Source organism: Methylosinus sp. H3A (assembly GCF_015709455.1).
Classification (GTDB): domain Bacteria; phylum Pseudomonadota; class Alphaproteobacteria; order Rhizobiales; family Beijerinckiaceae; genus Methylosinus.
On record NZ_JADNQW010000005.1, the window covers coordinates 170611 to 188101 of the forward strand.

The 17491-nt window shown below is 63.4% G+C and carries 25 protein-coding genes and 1 pseudogene; 21 read left to right on the top strand and 5 right to left on the bottom strand.

The features are described 5' to 3' along the window. The first annotated feature begins 205 nt into the window (after positions 1–205). Together IY145_RS03630 and IY145_RS03635 are read left to right on the top strand one after the other, a co-directional pair. Complete coding sequence (locus IY145_RS03630) at positions 206–508, top strand: DUF736 domain-containing protein (protein ID WP_024881502.1); 303 nt, start codon at positions 206–208, stop codon at positions 506–508. Between the two features lie 163 nt (positions 509–671). Continuing rightward, positions 672–848: pseudogene (locus IY145_RS03635) on the top strand (DUF736 domain-containing protein); the annotation flags it as partial. Between the two features lie 119 nt (positions 849–967). Here IY145_RS03635 and IY145_RS03640 read toward each other — a convergent pair. Further along, a complete protein-coding gene (locus IY145_RS03640) occupies positions 968–1405 on the bottom strand; it encodes a helix-turn-helix domain-containing protein (protein ID WP_196410392.1) in 438 nt (145 codons plus the stop codon). 308 nt (positions 1406–1713) lie between these two features. Between IY145_RS03640 and merT the strand changes: the two genes are divergently transcribed. The 7 genes from merT (at position 1714) to IY145_RS03675 (ending at position 7073) form a co-directional block, all read left to right on the top strand. Further along, positions 1714–2064, top strand: a complete 351-nt coding sequence (gene merT / locus IY145_RS03645) for a mercuric ion transporter MerT (protein WP_196406954.1) — start codon at positions 1714–1716, stop codon at positions 2062–2064. 15 nt (positions 2065–2079) lie between these two features. Continuing rightward, positions 2080–2355: a mercury resistance system periplasmic binding protein MerP gene (gene merP, locus IY145_RS03650; RefSeq protein ID WP_196406955.1), complete on the top strand. Its 276-nt coding sequence runs from the start codon at positions 2080–2082 to the stop codon at positions 2353–2355. A gap of 183 nt (positions 2356–2538) precedes the next feature. Next, positions 2539–4194, top strand: coding sequence for a mercury(II) reductase (gene merA / locus IY145_RS03655; RefSeq protein ID WP_246722181.1), 1656 nt, complete (start codon positions 2539–2541; stop codon positions 4192–4194). A gap of 255 nt (positions 4195–4449) precedes the next feature. After that, positions 4450–4812: an IS66-like element accessory protein TnpA gene (gene tnpA, locus IY145_RS03660; protein ID WP_210332614.1), complete on the top strand. Its 363-nt coding sequence runs from the start codon at positions 4450–4452 to the stop codon at positions 4810–4812. After that, positions 4809–5156 carry an IS66 family insertion sequence element accessory protein TnpB gene (tnpB, locus tag IY145_RS03665; RefSeq protein ID WP_196406957.1) on the top strand — a complete coding sequence of 116 codons (348 nt, stop codon included), beginning with the start codon at positions 4809–4811 and terminating at the stop codon, positions 5154–5156. The genes tnpA and tnpB overlap by 4 nt, the downstream gene beginning before the upstream one ends. A gap of 67 nt (positions 5157–5223) precedes the next feature. Further along, positions 5224–6837: an IS66 family transposase gene (gene tnpC, locus IY145_RS03670; protein ID WP_196406958.1), complete on the top strand. Its 1614-nt coding sequence runs from the start codon at positions 5224–5226 to the stop codon at positions 6835–6837. Between the two features lie 2 nt (positions 6838–6839). Beyond that, complete coding sequence (locus IY145_RS03675) at positions 6840–7073, top strand: hypothetical protein (RefSeq protein WP_196406959.1); 234 nt, start codon at positions 6840–6842, stop codon at positions 7071–7073. Positions 7074–7131: 58 nt separating this feature from the next. Here IY145_RS03675 and IY145_RS03680 read toward each other — a convergent pair whose 3' ends face one another. The 3 genes from IY145_RS03680 to IY145_RS03690 are packed head-to-tail and all read right to left on the bottom strand — an operon-like array spanning position 7132 to position 10072. Next, positions 7132–8325: an ABC transporter permease gene (locus IY145_RS03680; protein ID WP_196406960.1), complete on the bottom strand. Its 1194-nt coding sequence runs from the start codon at positions 8323–8325 to the stop codon at positions 7132–7134. 53 nt (positions 8326–8378) lie between these two features. Next, a complete protein-coding gene (locus IY145_RS03685; protein WP_196406961.1) occupies positions 8379–9314 on the bottom strand; it encodes an efflux RND transporter periplasmic adaptor subunit in 936 nt (311 codons plus the stop codon). After that, a complete protein-coding gene (locus tag IY145_RS03690) occupies positions 9311–10072 on the bottom strand; it encodes an ABC transporter ATP-binding protein (RefSeq protein ID WP_196406962.1) in 762 nt (253 codons plus the stop codon). The genes IY145_RS03685 and IY145_RS03690 overlap by 4 nt, the downstream gene beginning before the upstream one ends. Before the next feature lie 88 nt (positions 10073–10160). Here IY145_RS03690 and IY145_RS03695 point away from each other — a divergent pair, with 88 nt between their 5' ends. Both IY145_RS03695 and IY145_RS03700 read left to right on the top strand, forming a co-directional pair. Beyond that, positions 10161–10727: a Chromate resistance protein ChrB gene (locus IY145_RS03695; RefSeq protein ID WP_196406963.1), complete on the top strand. Its 567-nt coding sequence runs from the start codon at positions 10161–10163 to the stop codon at positions 10725–10727. After that, on the top strand, positions 10717–11274 hold the full coding sequence (locus IY145_RS03700) for a phosphatase PAP2 family protein (RefSeq protein WP_409455293.1): 558 nt from the start codon (positions 10717–10719) through the stop codon (positions 11272–11274). Before IY145_RS03695 ends, IY145_RS03700 begins: the two co-directional genes overlap by 11 nt. A gap of 557 nt (positions 11275–11831) precedes the next feature. Here IY145_RS03700 and IY145_RS03705 read toward each other — a convergent pair. Beyond that, positions 11832–12059, bottom strand: coding sequence for a helix-turn-helix domain-containing protein (locus tag IY145_RS03705; RefSeq protein ID WP_196406964.1), 228 nt, complete (start codon positions 12057–12059; stop codon positions 11832–11834). A gap of 227 nt (positions 12060–12286) precedes the next feature. Between IY145_RS03705 and IY145_RS03710 the strand changes: the two genes are divergently transcribed. The 10 genes from IY145_RS03710 (at position 12287) to IY145_RS03755 (ending at position 17489) form a co-directional block, all read left to right on the top strand. Then, positions 12287–12550: a DNA -binding domain-containing protein gene (locus IY145_RS03710; protein ID WP_210332615.1), complete on the top strand. Its 264-nt coding sequence runs from the start codon at positions 12287–12289 to the stop codon at positions 12548–12550. Positions 12551–12688: 138 nt separating this feature from the next. Further along, the gene (locus IY145_RS03715; protein ID WP_196406965.1) at positions 12689–12898 is read left to right on the top strand and encodes a transcriptional regulator domain-containing protein; all 210 of its coding nucleotides are present in this window, start codon (positions 12689–12691) and stop codon (positions 12896–12898) included. 67 nt (positions 12899–12965) lie between these two features. Continuing rightward, a complete protein-coding gene (locus tag IY145_RS03720; protein WP_409455319.1) occupies positions 12966–13472 on the top strand; it encodes a DUF2285 domain-containing protein in 507 nt (168 codons plus the stop codon). Between the two features lie 242 nt (positions 13473–13714). Beyond that, positions 13715–13939, top strand: a complete 225-nt coding sequence (locus tag IY145_RS03725; RefSeq protein WP_409455320.1) for a DNA-binding protein — start codon at positions 13715–13717, stop codon at positions 13937–13939. Positions 13940–13950: 11 nt separating this feature from the next. Further along, the gene (locus IY145_RS03730; protein ID WP_196406968.1) at positions 13951–15117 is read left to right on the top strand and encodes a replication initiator protein A; all 1167 of its coding nucleotides are present in this window, start codon (positions 13951–13953) and stop codon (positions 15115–15117) included. Then, positions 15114–15752 (top strand): ParA family partition ATPase, encoded by a 639-nt coding sequence (gene parA, locus IY145_RS03735; protein ID WP_196406969.1) that lies wholly within the window; start codon positions 15114–15116, stop codon positions 15750–15752. Before IY145_RS03730 ends, parA begins: the two co-directional genes overlap by 4 nt. A gap of 55 nt (positions 15753–15807) precedes the next feature. Next, the gene (locus tag IY145_RS03740; protein WP_196406970.1) at positions 15808–16062 is read left to right on the top strand and encodes a hypothetical protein; all 255 of its coding nucleotides are present in this window, start codon (positions 15808–15810) and stop codon (positions 16060–16062) included. Continuing rightward, entirely contained in the window at positions 16059–16577 is a 519-nt protein-coding gene (locus tag IY145_RS03745; RefSeq protein ID WP_196406971.1) for a DUF2840 domain-containing protein, read from the top strand. Before IY145_RS03740 ends, IY145_RS03745 begins: the two co-directional genes overlap by 4 nt. Further along, positions 16574–17119 carry a S26 family signal peptidase gene (locus IY145_RS03750; protein WP_196406972.1) on the top strand — a complete coding sequence of 182 codons (546 nt, stop codon included), beginning with the start codon at positions 16574–16576 and terminating at the stop codon, positions 17117–17119. The genes IY145_RS03745 and IY145_RS03750 overlap by 4 nt, the downstream gene beginning before the upstream one ends. A 34-nt stretch (positions 17120–17153) precedes the next feature. Further along, on the top strand, positions 17154–17489 hold the full coding sequence (locus IY145_RS03755; RefSeq protein WP_196406973.1) for a DUF736 domain-containing protein: 336 nt from the start codon (positions 17154–17156) through the stop codon (positions 17487–17489). Positions 17490–17491: the final 2 nt, after the last annotated feature.

The window sequence follows — 17491 nt, forward strand, 5'->3', positions numbered from 1 at the left end:
TCTTCGACCCGGCCTCGTCCCCGCAACGGCGTCGCCGACCTTCTTCCCCGCGGCTGCGCCGCTCCTCGCGAAACAAGAAGCTCGGCTCTTGCCGTCCTTCGCTGGCGCTGCGGCCTTGCAGGTGCGGGGCGGCCGTCCCGGGGCTCTTGATCGCCACAAGGCCGCGATGGTCGCGGGCTTGGCACATAGCAAGAGGAGTTACATCATGTCCCAGATCGGCTCGTTCATCCGCAGCAACGACGGCGTCTACACCGGCGCCATCAAGACCCTCGCGATCGACGCCAAGGCGCGCCTCATCCCCAGCGATCCCGCCTCCACCAGCGACAAGGCGCCCGACCTCCGGGTGATCGTCTCAGGCGTCGAGATCGGCGCCGCATGGCGCCGGACCTCGAAGGAGGGCCGCACCTATCACTCGGTCAAGCTCGACGACCCGTCGTTCACCGCCGCCATCTACGCCAACCTGTTCGAGGGCGAGAACGGCGAATACGCGCTGATCTGGTCGCGCTGATCGGCGCCCGCGACGCCCCGCCACACAGCAGGGCGTCGCGGACTTCGCCCCGTTATTATGCGGAGCGAGGTCACCGCCAAAGCCCCGGAAAACCGCCACTCCCCGCGCCAGACTCCGCATAATCGCGCGCTACGCATAATCCACTTTATGCGGTGCACCGCATAAAGTAGAGATCGGCGCCGCCTGGTCCAAGCGCTCCAACGAGGGTCGCGATTATCTCGGCCTCAAGCTCGACGATCCGAGCTTCAACGCCCCGATCTTCGCCAATCTCTTCGACGACGAGAGCGGCGAAGGATACAGCCTCATCTGGTCCCGCCCCAGTCGCCGCAACGGCGACTGACGCCCCCAGCGATGCCCCGCTCGACTGGTCCGGGCGGGGCGTCGCCCCAAATTCGGGGTCGGCTCATGAGCCCAAAGCAAACTGATCGACCAACAAGCGGCTGTTCAGCCGTGTAACGGTTACCGTTCATAGCTTTCGCCGCTCGGTTGTCTCATGTCGAAGAGAGCATCGATAATCGCGCATTCAGGCGCACATTCTCCGCTGCACTGCGCCGCCATTTCCTCCATCACCCGTTTGAGCCGCTTCAAATCCGCGATCTTGCGGCGAATCTCCGCCAGGTGATCGAGCGTCAGATCACGAACTTGCGCGCAGGTATAGACATCGCCGTCGACAAGGCGAAGCAGACCTCGGATTTCGTCGAGGCTGAAACCGAGTTGGCGGCTGCGGCGCACGAAGCTCAGGCGCTTGAGATGATCCGCCCCGTAAACGCGATATCCGGCCGCGCTGCGGCCGGGCGTCGGCATAACGCCGATCTTCTCGTAGTAGCGGATCGTTTCGATGTTGACGCCGCTCTGCTTCGACAGCCCGCCGATCGAGAGCGCACCCGTCGCCTTCATATCCGATCTCCCGAGCAAAAAAGCGCTTGACCCTGTAGCGACTACAGACCCCAGGATCACGACAAGTCAACAAAAATAGGCTGGGAACGCGACCACGCCCGGTCATCGGGGGCGATCGGTTTTCTAGCCAGATTAAGGAGGACAAGGCGATGTGTGATGGCGACGGTCTCGGGCTCATCCAGATGGCAATGACGCCGGTCGGACTTGTGGTGACAGCGGTAATAACCGGCGCGCTCTTCCTTTTTGCGCGATGGGTCGTCGCAGGCTGAAGGCAAGGTGCGCTGCAACGTTGGAAGAGAGAAGAACCCATGTCTGAACAATCACGCGGTCGCAAGGCCCTCGCCGCCGGCGGCGCCGCCGCGATCCTGGCGTCGGCCTGCTGCCTCGGGCCTCTCGTGCTGGTGGCTCTCGGCTTCAGCGGGGCCTGGCTCGGAAATTTCCGAGTGTTCGAACCGTTTCGACCGCTATTCCTCAGCGCCGCATTCGTTGCGCTGTTCTTCGCCTGGCGCCGCATCTTTCGCCCAGCCGTGGCCTGCAAACCCGGAGAGGCCTGCGCAGCGCCGCAAGTGAGGTCGATGTACAAAATGATCTTCTGGGGCGTTGCGGCGCTCGTCGGCGGGTCGACGGTTTTCCCTTATGTGCTTCCGCTGTTTTACTGAGAGAGGATCCCGATCATGAAAAAACTCGGCGCACTCGTCGTTTTAGCCGCCTTCAGCGCGCCGGCTTGGGCCGCAACAAGGACGGTCACCTTGTCAGTGTCGAACATGACCTGCGCCGCCTGTCCTATCACCGTCAAGAAGGCGCTGGGTAAGGTCGAGGGCGTCGGAGCAATCGAGGTGAGCTACGAGAAGAAGGAAGCGGTGGTGACCTACGACGACGCGAAAACAAGCGTCGAAGCGCTTACCAAAGCGACCGAAGGGGCGGGCTATCCCTCCCAACTGAAGAAGTGAGCCATGGATCAACGACCTTCGATCAAGACAGCGCTCGCCGGCTCGATGATGGCAGTGGCAGGCCACGCCATGCCGCTTCTCGCGCGGCTGCGCGATATCCTCGGGCAACGACTCGGTTCTGAAGAATCCCCGGCCGCGCAGGAGCCGAAGCGTGCAAACACTCTGGTTTTGCAAGTCGCTGGCATGACGTGTGACGGTTGCGCGAGTCACGTTGAAAAAGCATTGCTCAAAGTCCCGGGCGTCTGTCAGACGAAGGTGTCCTACGCCGAAGAGACGGCGCTGGTCAGCGGCGACGGGGCGCTCGACCCGTCGGCGCTTTCCGCCGCCGTGCAGGCCGCAGGCTATCAGGCGGTGGTCGCAAAACGCGCGCGTGCCTCTGGCCCTTCGGAAAGGAGGGCCGGCAAGATGCTCGACAGGGAGGCCAAGCAAGAGAGCCGAGGCATGCCATTGCAGGTGGCCATCATCGGCAGCGGCGGAGCGGCCATGGCGGCGGCATTGCGCGCAGCCGAGGACGGCGCGCGGGTGACACTGATCGAGCGCGGCGTGATAGGGGGCACATGCGTCAATGTCGGCTGCGTGCCCTCCAAGATCATGATCCGCGCCGCGCATATCGCGCATCTGCGCCGGGAGAGCCCATTCGACGAAGGCATTGCGCCAAGCAAGCCAGCAATCAAACGGGACAAACTCCTCGCCCAACAACAGGCGCGCGTCAATGAACTGCGGCACGCCAAATACGAGGGCATTCTCGAGGCCCATACGGCAATCACCGTGCTGCATGGCGAGGCCAGGTTCAAAGACCATCGAACCCTGATCGCCCGGTTGAACGAAGGCGGCGAAAGCGAGATCGGATTCGACCGCTGCCTGATCGCCACGGGGGCGAGCCCGGCTGTGCCGCCCATTTCCGGATTGAAAGAGGCGCCCTACTGGACTTCGACCGAGGCGCTGGCGAGTGACACAATCCCTTTGCGCTTGGCCGTGATCGGCTCGTCCGTGGTTGCCGTGGAGTTGGCCCAAGCCTTTGCGCGGCTCGGGAGCAAGGTTACGATCCTCGCGCGCAGCACGCTTTTCTTCCGCGAAGACCCGGCGGTCGGCGAGATGGTCACAGCCGCTTTCCGGGCGGAGGGAATCGAAGTGCTAGAGCACACGCAAGCTGGCCGCGTCGTCTATGCAAGCGGGGAATTCGTGCTCACGACCGGGGACGGCGAAGTGCGCGCCGACAAGCTGCTGATCGCCACTGGCCGCGCGCCTAACACGCGCGGCTTGGCGCTGAAAGCCGCCGGCGTCGCCGTCAATACGCAAGGGGCTATCGTCATCGACAAATGCATGCGCACCAACGCATCACACATTTACGCCGCCGGCGACTGTACCGACCAGCCGCAATTCGTTTACGTCGCGGCGGCGGCGGGTACCCGCGCGGCCGTCAATATGACCGGCGGCGACGCCGCCATCGATCTGACCGCCATGCCCGCCGTGGTGTTCACCGACCCGCAGGTCGCCACTGTGGGCTACAGCGAGGCAGAAGCACACCACGACGGCATTGAGACCGACAGCCGCACGCTGACGCTCGACAACGTGCCGCGCGCACTGGCGAATTTCGACACGCGGGGCTTCATCAAGCTAGTTGCCGAGGCCGGCTCGGGCCGTCTCATTGGCGTGCAGGCGGTCGCGCCGGACGCAGGTGAACTAATCCAGGCGGCGGCGCTGGCGATCCGGGCGCGGATGACCGTGCAAGAACTCGCCGATCAGCTTTTCCCCTACCTGACGATGGTCGAGGGGCTGAAGCTTGCAGCCCAGACCTTCAGCAAGGACGTGAGGCAACTGTCCTGTTGCGCGGGGTGAGCGATGAAAGAACGCGCGACGCTCTGTTGCAGCGACGATTCCGCCGGCTGGCGCCCACTGAATTGCGGCCAGCGCCGGGCCAGGCTGATCGTCGGCGTCGCCTTGTTGTCGCTGGCGCTGTCGATCCCCTGGTCGCCCGCCGGCTGGATCGCGGTATCCCTACGCCGTGGGCCGCCTTTTCAAAATCGAGAGAAAAGCGAAGCTGCGCAGCTAAGTCGGCTTTATGAGCGAGGCAAGCTGCACAGCATGGGTCGGATGACATTGATCACGGGCGGCGAGCGGCGGCGCCGATGGAGAAACGAAGACCGGACTCGGATATTGGCGGCGATCGCCGAGCCGGGCGCCGTGGTCGCTGATGTGGCGCGGCGCGAGGACGTTTGCACGAGCCTCGTCTACAAATGGCGGCGCGCGGCGCAGCGGGAGGCAAGCGCCGCTGTGTGCGGATTTTCGCCGGTGATCATCGAGCCCGCGCCGCGAGTGGCGACGTCACAGGAGCAGCCGCCGCAAGAAGCCGCGGCCGGCGTCGTCGAAGTCGAGCTGAAGGACGTTCGTGTGAAGATCAGCGCCACGGCGCCGTCTTCCGTGATCGCCGCGACCTTGAAGGCGCTGCGCTCATGATTCCCTTGCCTGCGGGTTGCCGGGTCTGGATAGCCACCGGCCATACAGATATGCGACGCGGCATGCAGGGGCTGGCGCTTCAGGTTCAAGAGCAGTTGCAACGGGACCCTCACGCCGGCGACCTCTACATTTTCCGCGGGCGCCGCGGCGACCTCGCCAAAATCCTCTGGCACGACGGGGTCGGCCTATCGCTCTACGCCAAGCGGCTCGACCGCGGAAAGTTCATCTGGCCCTCGGCGAGCGCGGGCGCCGTGTCGATTTCGGCCGCTCAGATGGCCTATATGCTCGAGGGAATTGATTGGCGGAATCCGCAACTCACCTACAGGCCGCAAAGCGCGGGGTGAGAAAAAGCTGGGGTCGACTGCATTTTGGGGCGCCACAAATCGCGCGATTTGTGATTCACTTCGCCTCATGGACGCCTTGAACCAAGCCCTTCTCGACGAAAACGCCGTGCTGAAAGCGCAGCTCGCCGTCGCGCTTGCAAAGGCGTCGGAAGACATGGCGCTGATCGCGGCGCAAAAGCTCCAGATCGCCAAATTGCAACGGCAGATCTACGGGCAGAAGTCGGAGCGCTCGGCGCGGCTGCTCGATCAGTTGTCGCTCGAACTCGAAGAGCTGGAAGCGAGCGCGACCGAGGACGAACTCGCGGCGGAGCGCGCCGTCGCCAAAACGACGACGGTCGCCAGCTTCGAGCGCAAGCGGCCGCAGGAGCGCGACACTTTTCCCGAGCATCTGCCGCGCGAGCGGGTCGTAATCGGAGCTCCGGCGAGTTGCGCCTGCTGCGGCGGCGCGCGGTTGCGCAAGCTCGGCGAGGATGTGACGCGGACGCTCGAGACGACGCCGCGTCAGTGGAAGGTCGTCGAGACCGTGCGGGAAAAGTTCACCTGCCGCGACTGCGAGAAGATCACCCAGGCGCCGGCGCCGTTCCATGTCGTTGCGCGCGGCTGGGCGGGGCCGAGCCTGCTGGCGATGATCGTGTTCGAGAAGTTCGGCCAGCATCAGCCGCTCAACCGCCAGGCCGAGCGCTATGCTCTCGAAGGCGCGCCGATTGCGCTGTCGACCATGGCCGACTCGGTCGGCTCCGTGTGTGCGGCGCTCGATCCGCTGCGGCGTCTCGTCGAGGCGCATGTTCTGGCGGCGGAGCGGCTGCATGGGGACGACACCACCGTGCCCGTGCTGGCGAAGGGCAAGACCGACACCGGCCGCTGCTGGGTCTATGTGCGCGACGACGCGCCCTTCGGCGGCGCGGACCCACCTGCCGCGATCTTCTATTACTCGCGCGATTGCAAAGGCGAACATCCGCAGACCCATTTGGCGAACTATTCCGGCATTCTGCAAGCGGACGCCTATGACGGCTACAACAAGCTGTATGTGGCGGAGCGCAAGCCTGGTCCGATTCTCGAAGCGGCGTGTTGGGCGCACGCGCGGCGGCCGTTCTTCGTCATGGCCGACATCGATGCGAACACCCGTCGCAAGGCGGCGGGGAAAAAGGAGATTCCGTTGTCGCCGATCGCCATAGAGATCGTGCGCCGCATCGACGCGCTGTTCGAGATCGAGAGGTCGATCAACGGCAAGAGCGCGCAAGAACGCCTCGCCGTTCGCCGGGCGTCGAGCCGACCTCTCGTCGACGCGCTCGAGAGCTATATGCGCGAACAGGTCGCCAAGCTCTCGCGTGGACATGATCTCGCCAAAGCGATGCAATATATGCTGAAGCGATGGCCGGCCTTCACGCTGTTCCTCGACGACGGGCGCGTTTGCGTCTCGAACAATGCAGCCGAGCGTGGACTGCGGGGAATTGCTCTGGGACGAAAATCATGGCTGTTCTGCGGGTCTGATCGCGGAGGCGAGCGCGCCGCCGCCATGTATGGGCTCATCGTCACAGCGAAGATGAACGGCGTCGATCCGCAGGCCTGGCTCGCCGACGTCCTCGCGCGCATCGCCGCGCATCCGGCGCATCGGCTAGACGAATTGCTGCCGTGGAACTGGCGCCAGAAGGATAAAGATGCGCCAGCGCTGGCGGCCTGATCATGCACGTCAACAAGGTCTCCCACGTCACGACCATCGATCGCATCGCTGCGCAGCTCGGCGAAAGTGTCGACTTCCTCCATGACGTCGCCAATGAAATGGAGCCCGAGGATGGCGTGATCTGGGTCTATGGCCTCGGCGACCTCGAGATCCTGGCCTTCACCGACTTCGGCGTCGAAAACCTCGTCGAGCTCATCAAAATCCACAAAGAGATGAAGTCACCTCATGAGCGCTGACGCGACGGTCCTGCGGCCCACGGCGAATGCTTACGGATCGCGCTGCCGTATTGCCGTTCTAACGCCCCGCAAAGACGATTGCGGGTTCGAGCTTTAAAACGGGACGGGCGCTGATTGCGGCGGCGGCGACACTCACCAGCACAACGGTTCCCCCGCCAAGCAACGGCGTGAACCACATCATGCGGAAGGGGAAGTCGGCGGTTTCCGCCACGAACCGGCCAAGGGTCGCGCATAGGCCAAGTCCAAGCCCGGCGCCCACAAGCGCGCACAGTCCGGTCTGCACGGCGATCATCCCCAGCAATAGCTTCGAGGTCGCTCCCATAGCCTTCAGAACCGCATACTGCTTCAAATTCTCATGCGTGAACATGTAGAGCATGATGCCGGTTACCCCGAACCCGACCGACATGGCCACTGAAAGCATTGCGGCGATATCGCCCACGTCTTCGGAGTTGTTCAGGAACCAGCGCACGGTGTCGGCCTTGAAGTCGTCTGAAGCGCGCGCCCTGAGGCCAGTCCGCGCGTGGATGCGCGCCGCTAATTCGCCCGGCATCACGCCAGGCATGGCGGTCGCGAGCACGAAAGTCAGCCGCCGCCGCTCTGGAAGCAGGATTCGAGTGGCGTTGGAGAATGTCGTGTAGAGCAGAGGTCGCGGCGGAAATCGCGGCAACGCCTTTGATCTTCCGGCAATCCTGACACGGCGGTCATTGATCAAGAGCTCGTCACCGGTGGCCAGTGGACGGGTCGGCGCATCGAGGTGCGGCTCGGGAGGCCATTGATCAGCCTCTAGGAGGGGCGTTTCGAGCTTATCTTCCGTGCCGCCCGGATCGACGATCGCTGCATCAGGAGCGCGGAGCGCTGCAGACGACGCGCCATTTTCCAAAGGAGGAACGCCGGAGAGTGTGGCGTCGTCCACGCCTATCACCTGAAAGGGCTGAAACCGCCCATTAGGGAAACGCGCCTCGGCTGTGCCGAGAGCCAGAGGCACAGCGGATGCGACCCCCTCGACGCTGCGGACGCGGCCCAACGCCGACGCCGCCATGTTGGAGGTCTGCTCGACGGAAGCCACGGCGGGGTCCATGACCCACACGTCGGCCGCCCCGTTCTCGGCGACGAGAGCGAATCCACGCGTCATGAAGCCGCAGAAGTATGACGCAGCGAAGGTGACGAGGAATGTGGTGAACGTGATGCCAAAGAGCAGCCCCACATATTTGACGCGGTCGCCTATGAGCATCTTCAAGGCCACGCGCAGCATTCACGGTTTCCTCGGTCGGAGTTTGCAGGGCACAGAGAATCTCGAGCGCGACTTCATCGCATCTCCCTCGAAGCATCTGTCTGAGCGCGCGCCCTGCCAATCGGCGGAGCCTCGATGAATACATCCACTTGCTGGCCGACAAAGACCGGCAGCGCCGAAGGATCAAAACTGTAGATGACCTGCAGGACGCGGGTGTCGGTCCGTTCAGTGCTCTGGCCGGTCAGTGACGTTTTCGGAAGGATATACGGCTCTAAGCGCTCAAACCGCAGCGATGTATTGAGTTCGGGGTTGCCGCGCACGAAGACCAGCGCCGAACCGCCCGGTTGAACGCGCCACGCATCGTTCTCATCGATGTCGACGCGAACGTGCAAACGGTCCGTGTCGCCGAACAGCATCAGCGGCGTAATGAGCACGCCGCCCTGCGCGAACTCGCCCAGTCTCGTCTTGATCTGCAGGACGCTGCCCGCGACCGGGGCACGGATCGTGCGGCGCTCGATCTCGATCTTTATCTGATCGACATCGGCCTTGGCCAAGGCGAGTGTTGCCTCATCAATGGCCACGTCCAATTGGCGGGTCTTTATTTCCAACTTAGTGAAACCGATCCCGGCCGCCAAGCGGGTAGAGAAATCGAGGATGCTTGTTTTCTTCGCGAGGGTTTCCTCGGCTTCCTTGACCTTGGCGACCGCAACCAAAAGTCTGCCTTGAAGATCACGATCGTCGATCCTGAAGAGGGGAACTCCGGCTTTCACCCGGTCACCCAACTTGACGTAGATTGCGGTCACAATGCCAGAAACTGGCGTACCAATAGCGATATTCTCGGTGCTCGCCTCGACCATGCCAGCGCCAGCCACATACGACGCGAAAGGAACCTTCGGCGATTGAACTGCGGGAGGAGCGATAGGCGCGCTTTGACTGCGCTCCATAACGGCGCCGGTAGCGACGGCGAGCCCTATTAACGCGAGGAGGGAGAGCACGTAGCGGCCAATCATCGCAGATGCGCGCTTTCCGCGCCCTCGACGATCTCGACGACCTTCCCGTCCTCCATGCGTGCGATGCGGTCGGCAAACTCATAGATGCGCGTGTCGTGAGTGACGACGATGAGCGCTCTGTCACGACTCCTCCCCACTCTTCTTAAGATTTCCATCATGTTGCGCCCGGTTTCGTGATCGAGATTGCTTGTCGGCTCATCGCAGACGATCAGCTTGGGATCGTGCGCCAGCGCTCTGGCGATGGCCACGCGTTGTTGCTGGCCGCCGCTGAGCTGCGCCGGAAGTGCGCTCAGACGCGCGCCGAGCCCAACCGCTTCCAGAACCCCTCTCGCTCGGGCTTCGGCACGCCTGCGAGAGACGCCATTGATCAGCAAGGGTACAGCGACGTTTTCGACGGCGGTGAGCGCGGGCAGCAAGTTAAAGAGCTGAAAGACGAAGCCGATCGCAACACCGCGAAAGTGTGCGCGTTCGCTCTGGCTCAAATGTTGCGGATCATGACCCAGCACCTCGCACATGCCGGAATCCGGCTCGAGGATTGCCGCGATGATGGAGATAAGGGTCGTCTTACCACACCCCGATGGGCCGGCGAGCATGAGCAGCTCGCCGCAGCGGATTTCGAGGTCGACGCCGCGCAGCGCCACAACCTTTGCATCGCCCGTGCCGTAGGTCTTGGTCACTCCCCGGCAGCGGACCGCAAGGTCGTGGCGCAGCCCCAGCGCATCGCTTACATTACCCGTTATATGTTGTTTTTGTTCCATTTTTCCGCGCGCTACGTCCTCCACGGGTTCTAAAATCACCACCCTGTTTCGCTTGACATGTAACCATAGTTACAAATAGATTGCAACGATGGTTGAATTGAAATGGCTTCTCCTCAGCTACAAGGTTCCTGCGGATCCGCCGGCAAAGCGGGTAGCCCTTTGGCGGCGGCTCAAGAGCATCGGAGCGATTTACTTGCAAAATGGCGTTTGCTTGCTGCCTAAGACCGACGACCATGTGCGCCAATTGAAGATGCTGGAAAACGATATCGCCGAGATGGGCGGCGAGTCGGTGCTGCTTGAAACGGTCGCGCTCGATCAGGCCCAAAATGAAAAGGTCGTCGCCCGGTTCAACGCAGACCGAGACGAGCAATATCGTGAGTTTCTCGGCCGCTGCGTGGGCTTTGAAGCCGAGATCGCCAAGGAATTTTCCATCAACAAATTCACGTATGCCGAGCTCGAGGAAGAGGACACTGACCTGAAGAAGCTTCAGGGGTGGTTGGATAAAATCAAAAAGCTGGATTTCTACGGCGCGACGCTGGCCATCGAAGCAGGGGAGCGCATTAGCGCCTGCGAGGCATCGCTCGAACGGTATGCGCAACGGGTTTACGAGGCCCATGACGAAAATCGCCCGATAGGCGGCAACGATGCTGTCTGACCTCGATGTTGCGGTGACGCACGGAATCAACAGTTGGGCCGGACAGGCTCCGCTGATCGAACAGCTCATGGCCTGGACGTCCGCTATCGCTGTTCCGCTCGTGGTTGCAGCCGTCGCCTTGCAGTGGTGGTGGTGCGGCGATGACAAACCGCATACGCGGCACGTTCTTGTGGCAACCGGATTCTCGTTCCTTCTTGGGCTGGCATTCAATCAGGTGCTCTTGCTGTTTATCCACCGCATACGGCCCTACGATGTAGGCGTCACACACCTGCTGATCGAGCGCAGCGCTGATTTTTCGTTTCCTTCGGATCATGCGACTGCGACTTTCGCCGTCGCGGCGGCTTTCCTGATCCACGGCATGCCGCGACGCGGAAGTCTGTTCATTGCGGCCGCCATGTTGATGATGTTTTCGCGGGTCTATGTCGGAACTCACTACGTGAGTGATGTGCTGGGGGGCGCCCTGACGGGGGTCGCGGCGGCTGGCTTAGTGCGCTCAACCTATCTCGAAGGCACGCGGGTAGACCGCTTTGTGACGGGCATCTTGTAGTGATTGGCACTCCAAGCAATTTCCGCTCGATCAAGGTGACCTTATGTGCCGCCAACTCCCGCATATCGGTGCAGCAATCTGAGCCGGCCAATCGCCATTGGAACCTGCAGATCGCGATCGAGCAGGGGAAGCACAAGCTCGTCACCGCAGAAGAATGGGAAAAACCAACTCGAAGCAGCATCAGAAAACGACGGTCGACACAGGCTGGGAGCGCTGGCGGCAGCCGAGAATACGGAAGATGAGGTCGGTATCGAGTACCTTGGACCTTGGTCGGACTTCGAATGGGGAATGCTGAACGGGAAGCCAAGCGCGTTCCGCGGAGTGATGAGCAGTGAGTGGGATTTTCCTCGATACCTAGGCGCGCTTATACGTAACTCTCGCGTGGACAAGTTATTCCTAGAGCAGATCCCCATCCCTGTCGTTCACAGGCTTTGAAACGCTACCGCCTTGATCCTCCAGTAGCGGAACGTCCGGCTTTCGGCACCCGCCCAAGGTCCCGAATTGGCGCCAAACTGACGTTGCGGCGATCTTGCCAAGCTTTGTGGCCCCCTCCGCATTCAGCCGCTAGCTTTTGGTTTGCTATGCTTGAGAAGCTCGGCGGGATCGACGTCCAATGCGTCAGCGATCCGACCTACTATATTCACCCTCGCCGACACATTTGCGCGCTCGATCGCCCCGACGTAGCGAGAACTCAGCCTCGCCTTTTCGGCGAGTTCTTCCTGCGTCCATTTCCTGGCGTGACGCAGGCGACGCACATTCGTCGCTATGACCTCCTCGATTTCCATCGTGGCATGGAAGCCGAGTCAAGAACGTTCATTCCAGGAACGAACGTTCCTATTCGTCGGCGGCCCTGCTACGCTCGGCCTCTGTCGAACCTGTGAGTCTGAATTCCCAGCGAACAACGCGATGCGCCGATTGCATCACCGTCGGAATAGAACGCCAATCAATGCTGGGATATAATCCTGGCGTCTCGCCATGAATTCGCCGGCATAGAGCGACAGGCAGGTCCGCAATGAGCACGCCAGCCTTCGAAGATCGTCCGCCTATCACCGAGCATGTGAACGCCTACGACGAGCGCCACCTCACGACCTACCTGCGACTGTTGGACGCCGACGAAGAACGCGCCGATTGGCGCGAGGTCGTCGCGGTGATATTCGGGATCGATCCGGAGCGCGAGCCGGAACGGGCGAAGATCGTCCATGAGAGCCATTTGGCCAGGGCGAGATGGATGTCCGCAGCCGGCTACCGGCAGCTTTTGGGCGCCCGCCCGCAATAGTCTCGCTTCTCGCCTGCCATGAAAAGGTCATGGGCGCTCGCGGCACGCGATGCAGCCCTTTGGACTAGTTTTGGTTCTGACATTCCGGGATCGTCGAACTCGCCGCTCGAGCTACGAGGCCAAGCCGAGGAGCGCTTCATGCCGACGAATTTTTGGAAAGACCCCGACTCCATCAAGCAATTGAACGACCTGAACCCTTCCGGTTTCGCGCTCGAATTCCTGCGTCGGAACCCGAAATATCGCCAGGATTATCGCGAGACGCTGAGGCGGATCGAACGCGGCGCCGTCGACGAAGCGACCGCACTTTCGAGCCTCGCGCGTCGCTGGGGGTTGCAGTTTCGCTCATGACCCCGAAGCTCCGGCAGGAAGGGAGCCGGCCCTCTGGCTTCCTGAAATTGACCCCGGCACGCTGATCATCGCTTCGGCGCCGCCCCGCTTCGCAGCGGACGGGACCTTCGATCCGACCGCCTTCGGCAAGGTCGTCGCGGACAGGTCCGACGCGGGGGACAGGCGGGTCGTGATCGGCGACGCCGGAGGAGAGATTCATCTTTGGATGAATGACGGCGCGCCGAGCCGTCCCGCGATCATTTTGCCGCTCGACGCGTCACTCGAAATCCGGCTCGAAGTCGCGTCGCGATTCGTTCGTCTCCTTCAGGGCGGCGCCTCGGGTCCGCTTCCTCGAGCGCTGCAATTGACCGTGCAGCGCCGTGCGCGTCTCATCCTGTTGCTGCACGCGCTGGATTTCCGGCTCGGCGGCGCGGGGCCACGCGACATCGCCGCGTCCCTGATCGACGCCGAAGACGCCGCGCTTCCCGCGCTCGAATGGAAGAGCTCGGCGACGCGCCGCAAGGCGAACCGCCTTATCCACGATTCCATGGCGCTGATGAATGGTGGCTACAAGCGGCTACTGCGCGGCTGCTGACCGTGCCCCCTGCTACGCTCTCCGCCTCGCTGCCGTTCGGGCATGAGCGCGCTCCGCGTCGAAGGGGGGACACGGACGAGCCCGTGATCTTCGTCCTCCCCCTGCGCTTCTCTTCTCCGCCACGGTGATCTCGAAACGCCGCGACCTCCCTGCGGCGCACCTCACCGCTACGGAGGCGTCTCTTGCGCGACAAATCATCCGAAGGCGCCACGCGCTTCGTCCGGACGCATGAAGCCGCGCGAATGCTCAGCCTCTCCGCGCGCACGCTCGAAAAATACCGCTGTCACGGCGCCGGCCCGACGTTCCGCAAGCTCGGCGGACGCGTCGTCTATGCGATCGAGGACCTGCAGGCCTGGGCCGATGGGGCCGCCTGCCGCTCCACGTCCGATCCGCAATATGTCGAAGCGCGCGACGCCGTCCGCATCGACACCGGCGTGCGCATCGCCCGCCCGAACTCCCACCGCTGAGGCGACGCCGCATGTCGCGCCGCCTCCCCGTCACGTCGAGCGAGCGCAGCCGCCTTCACCCCTTCGTCATCGCGACGGGGGACGCGTCGCCGCGCGATCAGCGCGATCTCATGGAGCGGCCGTTCTTCTCGCTCGCCAAGGCGAAGCGCACGGCGCCGATCCTCTATGAGGCGGCCGGCGCGCGCGTGGAAGTCTTCGCCATGCCCGAGCACGGCATGGCGACCATATGGGACGCCGACGTGCTGATCTGGGCAGCGAGCCAGATTGTGGACGCCGAGAACCAGGGCCTCACCACGTCCCGATTCCTGCGCTTCACGCCCTATCAGCTCCTCAAGGCGGTCGGACGCGCGACCGGCGCCCGCGAATACAAGCTGCTGAAGGGCGCGCTCACCCGCCTGCAGTCGACCGCGATCTGCACCACCATTCGCAATGGCGAGCACTGGCGCCGCAGCCAGTTCTCCTGGATCAACGAATGGGAGGAGTGCGTGACGCGCGACGGCCGCGTCGAAGGCATGGAATTCGTTCTCCCGGAATGGTTCTACCGCGGCGTCGTCGACCGCTCGCTCGTGCTCGCCATAGACCCTGCCTATTTTCGGCTGACGGGCGGCGTCGAGCGCTGGCTCTATCGTGTCGCCCGCAAGCACGCCGGTCGTCAGAAGCAGGGCTGGACCTTCGACATCCCGCACCTGCATCAAAAATCCGGCAGCCTCTCAAGGCTCAGGGATTTCGCCAGCGACATCCGCCTCATCGTCAGTCGGCAATCGCTCCCCGGTTATCGCCTGCGGATCGAGCACGAGGGCCGGCGCGAGCTGCTGCACATCCTGCCGATCAACTTATCCACAGCCCCTGTGGATAAACCTGTGGAAACACTCGGGACTTCGGGCGCGCATGGTATCGGGACTTCGGGCGCGGCCCTATCGGGACTTCGGGCGCGCGGAGGGCAGCTAACCCTCTGGCCCGAAGAAAAAATCCCGGCTCTTAACTTAGAGTCTAACAGAGACTCTAACTTTTGTTTGCGCCCGGCCGGTGTGGAAATCACATCCGAGCGTTCGCGCGCACCGAAACTTCCGTCTGAAAAGAATACGCCTGATACGACTTTCCGTAAATCCGACTTTACGGCCGATGCGACTTCCGAAGCGCCTCTTCCTTTCGGCGAAAGCGAAGGACGCGCGTCATGATCGTCGCGCTGCTGAACCAGAAGGGAGGAGTCGGCAAGACGACGCTCGCCCTGCATCTCGCCGGCGAATGGGCTCGGCAGGGAAAGCGCGTCACGCTGATCGACGCCGATCCTCAGGGCTCGGCGTTGGACTGGTCACAGCAGCGAGCGCGCGAGAATCTCCCTCGGCTGTTCACAGTGGTCGGCCTGCCGCGCGACACGCTCCACCGCGAGGCGCCCGAGCTGGCGCGCGGCGTCGACCATCTCGTCATCGACGGTCCGCCGCGCGTCGCCGGATTGATGCGTTCGGCGCTGCTCGCCGCCGATCTCGCGCTGATCCCCGTGCAGCCGTCGCCCTTCGACGGCTGGGCGTCGGCCGAGATGCTGGCTTTGCTCGGCGAGGCGCGAATCTATCGTCCGCAGCTCGCCGCCCGTTTCATCCTGAACCGCTATGCGGCGCGCACCGTCATCGCGCGCGAGACGGCCGAGACGCTCGCCGATCACGATCCGCCAGCGCTCTCCGCCACCATTGGTCAGCGCATCGCCTTCGCCGACGCCGCACAGACCGGCAGGCTCGTCTGCGAGCTCGCCGACGACACGCCGGCGGCGCGCGAGATCGTCGCGCTCGCCGCCGAGGTCGGGAGGATCGCGCCATGACGATCTTTGCCGATGTGGATGGCGATCCCTCGTCGTTCCATGACGGAGGCGCCGCATGAACGAGCGCCCTGCAAAGCGCGGCTTCGCGGCGCGTCCCGGCGACGCCGAGGGCTGGATCAGATCGGCCGATGCTCCCGCCCGACGCGCGAACGACGCCAGCGGATTCACCGCACGCCTGACGATCGACGTCACGCCGGCGCTGCGCGGCCGCATCAAGGTCGCCGCCTTTCGGCGCGGCGTCACCGTCGCCGACATGCTGCGCGACCTGCTCGCGCGCGAATTCCCCGACGATCCCGGAGAGACATCATGAACGACAACGAGCCGCAATCCGCTCGCGTCGAAGCGCCGCCGCCTCGCGGCGCTGCGCCTCTCACCCATGTCGAGCTGACATGGATCGAGAAGAAGATCGAGTTCCGGATTCGCTTCGGCCATCGCGCGGCGGACAAGATTGTCGACCGCCGCCGCCGCATCGCCAGCTTCGCTCCCGGCAGCATCTTCTGCTTCGTCCGATGGGCGTCGAATGACTATGGCACGGTGATTTCGCGGATGGACATCGTGCGCGCCGTCGGAGCCGGCGAGCGCTATCAGACGCTGCCTTTCGTGCGGCCCGGTGGCGAGATCCTGCTGCGCGTCGACGCCTGGCCGAGGGTCGAGCGAGCCCTCCAGGCGATCGACGCCATCGAGGCGATCGGCGTCGATCCGGCCGACGCGTCGCCCGACTATTGGCGGCATTTGCACAACCGTCTCGCCGTCGGCGACGAGCCACGCACCTACACGCGCGAGCAGCATGACGCCTGGCTGAAGCGCCGGAGCGTCGCGCCATGATCCGCCTCGGCTATGTCACGGCGACGCTCTCATCTGTGCTGCTGATCGGCGGCCAGACCCTGGTTCCTGTCACGCCATGGCTCGTCTGGAACGCCACGGCGAGCACGCCGACAGGACTCTATGCGCTTCAGGCCACGGGCCGACACCAGGCTATGCAGCTGGTGGCAATCCGCCCGCCGGAACTCATCGCGAGCTTCCTCGCTGACGGCGGCTTCCTGCCGAAAGGCGTGCTGCTCTTGAAGCATGTCTTGGCGCTCCCCGGACAGACGGTGTGCCGCGCCGGCCCCACCGTCACCGTCGATGGTGTCGACGTCGGCGAAGCGCGAGATCGCGATCGCTTCGGTCGTCCGCTGCCGCAATGGAGCGGCTGCCGGACACTTCGGCCGGACGAGGTCTTCCTCATGAATCCGACCGTTCAGGACAGCCTCGACGGGCGTTACTTCGGTCCACTCCCCGCCGCGTCGATCATCGCTCGCGCGGTTCCAATCTGGACTGATGAAGAAGGCGACGGCCGCTTCGTCTGGCGCGCCGCGACCGACTGACACCCGCAGGACTTTACCAATATGGGGAATTCCGATGACGCAGATCGGTCGATTCAGGCGCACCAAGTCAGGCTATTCGGGCGCCATCCGCACGCTGTCCCTCGACGCCCAGATCGTTCTGGTTCCCTCCGACCACGGCGGCGCGGAGAACGCGCCGGATTATCGCATCCTGCTCGGCGATGACGAAGGACCAGAGATCGGGGCGGCATGGAAGCGCATCGGCGAAAAGGCCGGCGACTATGTCTCGCTGCTCCTCGACGATCCATCCCTGACGCAGCCGATCCGCGCCAATCTGTTCCAGTCGAGCGAAGACAAGTCCAACTGGATTCTGCACTGGACCCGACTCCAGAAGCGCAGCGAGCGGGATTGATG

Coding starts and splice junctions, on each gene's coding strand:
- IY145_RS03710 (WP_210332615.1), top strand. CDS start 12,287: ATGAGCACGCCAGCCTTCGAAGATCGTCCGCCTATCACCGAGCATGTG.
- tnpB (WP_196406957.1), top strand. CDS start 4,809: ATGATTCCCTTGCCTGCGGGTTGCCGGGTCTGGATAGCCACCGGCCAT.
- IY145_RS03745 (WP_196406971.1), top strand. CDS start 16,059: ATGAACGACAACGAGCCGCAATCCGCTCGCGTCGAAGCGCCGCCGCCT.
- IY145_RS03755 (WP_196406973.1), top strand. CDS start 17,154: ATGACGCAGATCGGTCGATTCAGGCGCACCAAGTCAGGCTATTCGGGC.
- IY145_RS03630 (WP_024881502.1), top strand. CDS start 206: ATGTCCCAGATCGGCTCGTTCATCCGCAGCAACGACGGCGTCTACACC.
- IY145_RS03705 (WP_196406964.1), bottom strand. CDS start 12,059: ATGGAAATCGAGGAGGTCATAGCGACGAATGTGCGTCGCCTGCGTCAC.
- tnpA (WP_210332614.1), top strand. CDS start 4,450: ATGACATTGATCACGGGCGGCGAGCGGCGGCGCCGATGGAGAAACGAA.
- IY145_RS03700 (WP_409455293.1), top strand. CDS start 10,717: ATGCTGTCTGACCTCGATGTTGCGGTGACGCACGGAATCAACAGTTGG.
- IY145_RS03695 (WP_196406963.1), top strand. CDS start 10,161: ATGGTTGAATTGAAATGGCTTCTCCTCAGCTACAAGGTTCCTGCGGAT.
- IY145_RS03675 (WP_196406959.1), top strand. CDS start 6,840: ATGCACGTCAACAAGGTCTCCCACGTCACGACCATCGATCGCATCGCT.
- IY145_RS03640 (WP_196410392.1), bottom strand. CDS start 1,405: ATGAAGGCGACGGGTGCGCTCTCGATCGGCGGGCTGTCGAAGCAGAGC.
- IY145_RS03740 (WP_196406970.1), top strand. CDS start 15,808: ATGAACGAGCGCCCTGCAAAGCGCGGCTTCGCGGCGCGTCCCGGCGAC.
- IY145_RS03725 (WP_409455320.1), top strand. CDS start 13,715: ATGCTCAGCCTCTCCGCGCGCACGCTCGAAAAATACCGCTGTCACGGC.
- IY145_RS03715 (WP_196406965.1), top strand. CDS start 12,689: ATGCCGACGAATTTTTGGAAAGACCCCGACTCCATCAAGCAATTGAAC.
- IY145_RS03680 (WP_196406960.1), bottom strand. CDS start 8,325: ATGCTGCGCGTGGCCTTGAAGATGCTCATAGGCGACCGCGTCAAATAT.
- tnpC (WP_196406958.1), top strand. CDS start 5,224: ATGGACGCCTTGAACCAAGCCCTTCTCGACGAAAACGCCGTGCTGAAA.
- IY145_RS03730 (WP_196406968.1), top strand. CDS start 13,951: ATGTCGCGCCGCCTCCCCGTCACGTCGAGCGAGCGCAGCCGCCTTCAC.
- IY145_RS03685 (WP_196406961.1), bottom strand. CDS start 9,314: ATGATTGGCCGCTACGTGCTCTCCCTCCTCGCGTTAATAGGGCTCGCC.
- IY145_RS03750 (WP_196406972.1), top strand. CDS start 16,574: ATGATCCGCCTCGGCTATGTCACGGCGACGCTCTCATCTGTGCTGCTG.
- merT (WP_196406954.1), top strand. CDS start 1,714: ATGTCTGAACAATCACGCGGTCGCAAGGCCCTCGCCGCCGGCGGCGCC.
- IY145_RS03690 (WP_196406962.1), bottom strand. CDS start 10,072: ATGGAACAAAAACAACATATAACGGGTAATGTAAGCGATGCGCTGGGG.
- merA (WP_246722181.1), top strand. CDS start 2,539: ATGACGTGTGACGGTTGCGCGAGTCACGTTGAAAAAGCATTGCTCAAA.
- parA (WP_196406969.1), top strand. CDS start 15,114: ATGATCGTCGCGCTGCTGAACCAGAAGGGAGGAGTCGGCAAGACGACG.
- merP (WP_196406955.1), top strand. CDS start 2,080: ATGAAAAAACTCGGCGCACTCGTCGTTTTAGCCGCCTTCAGCGCGCCG.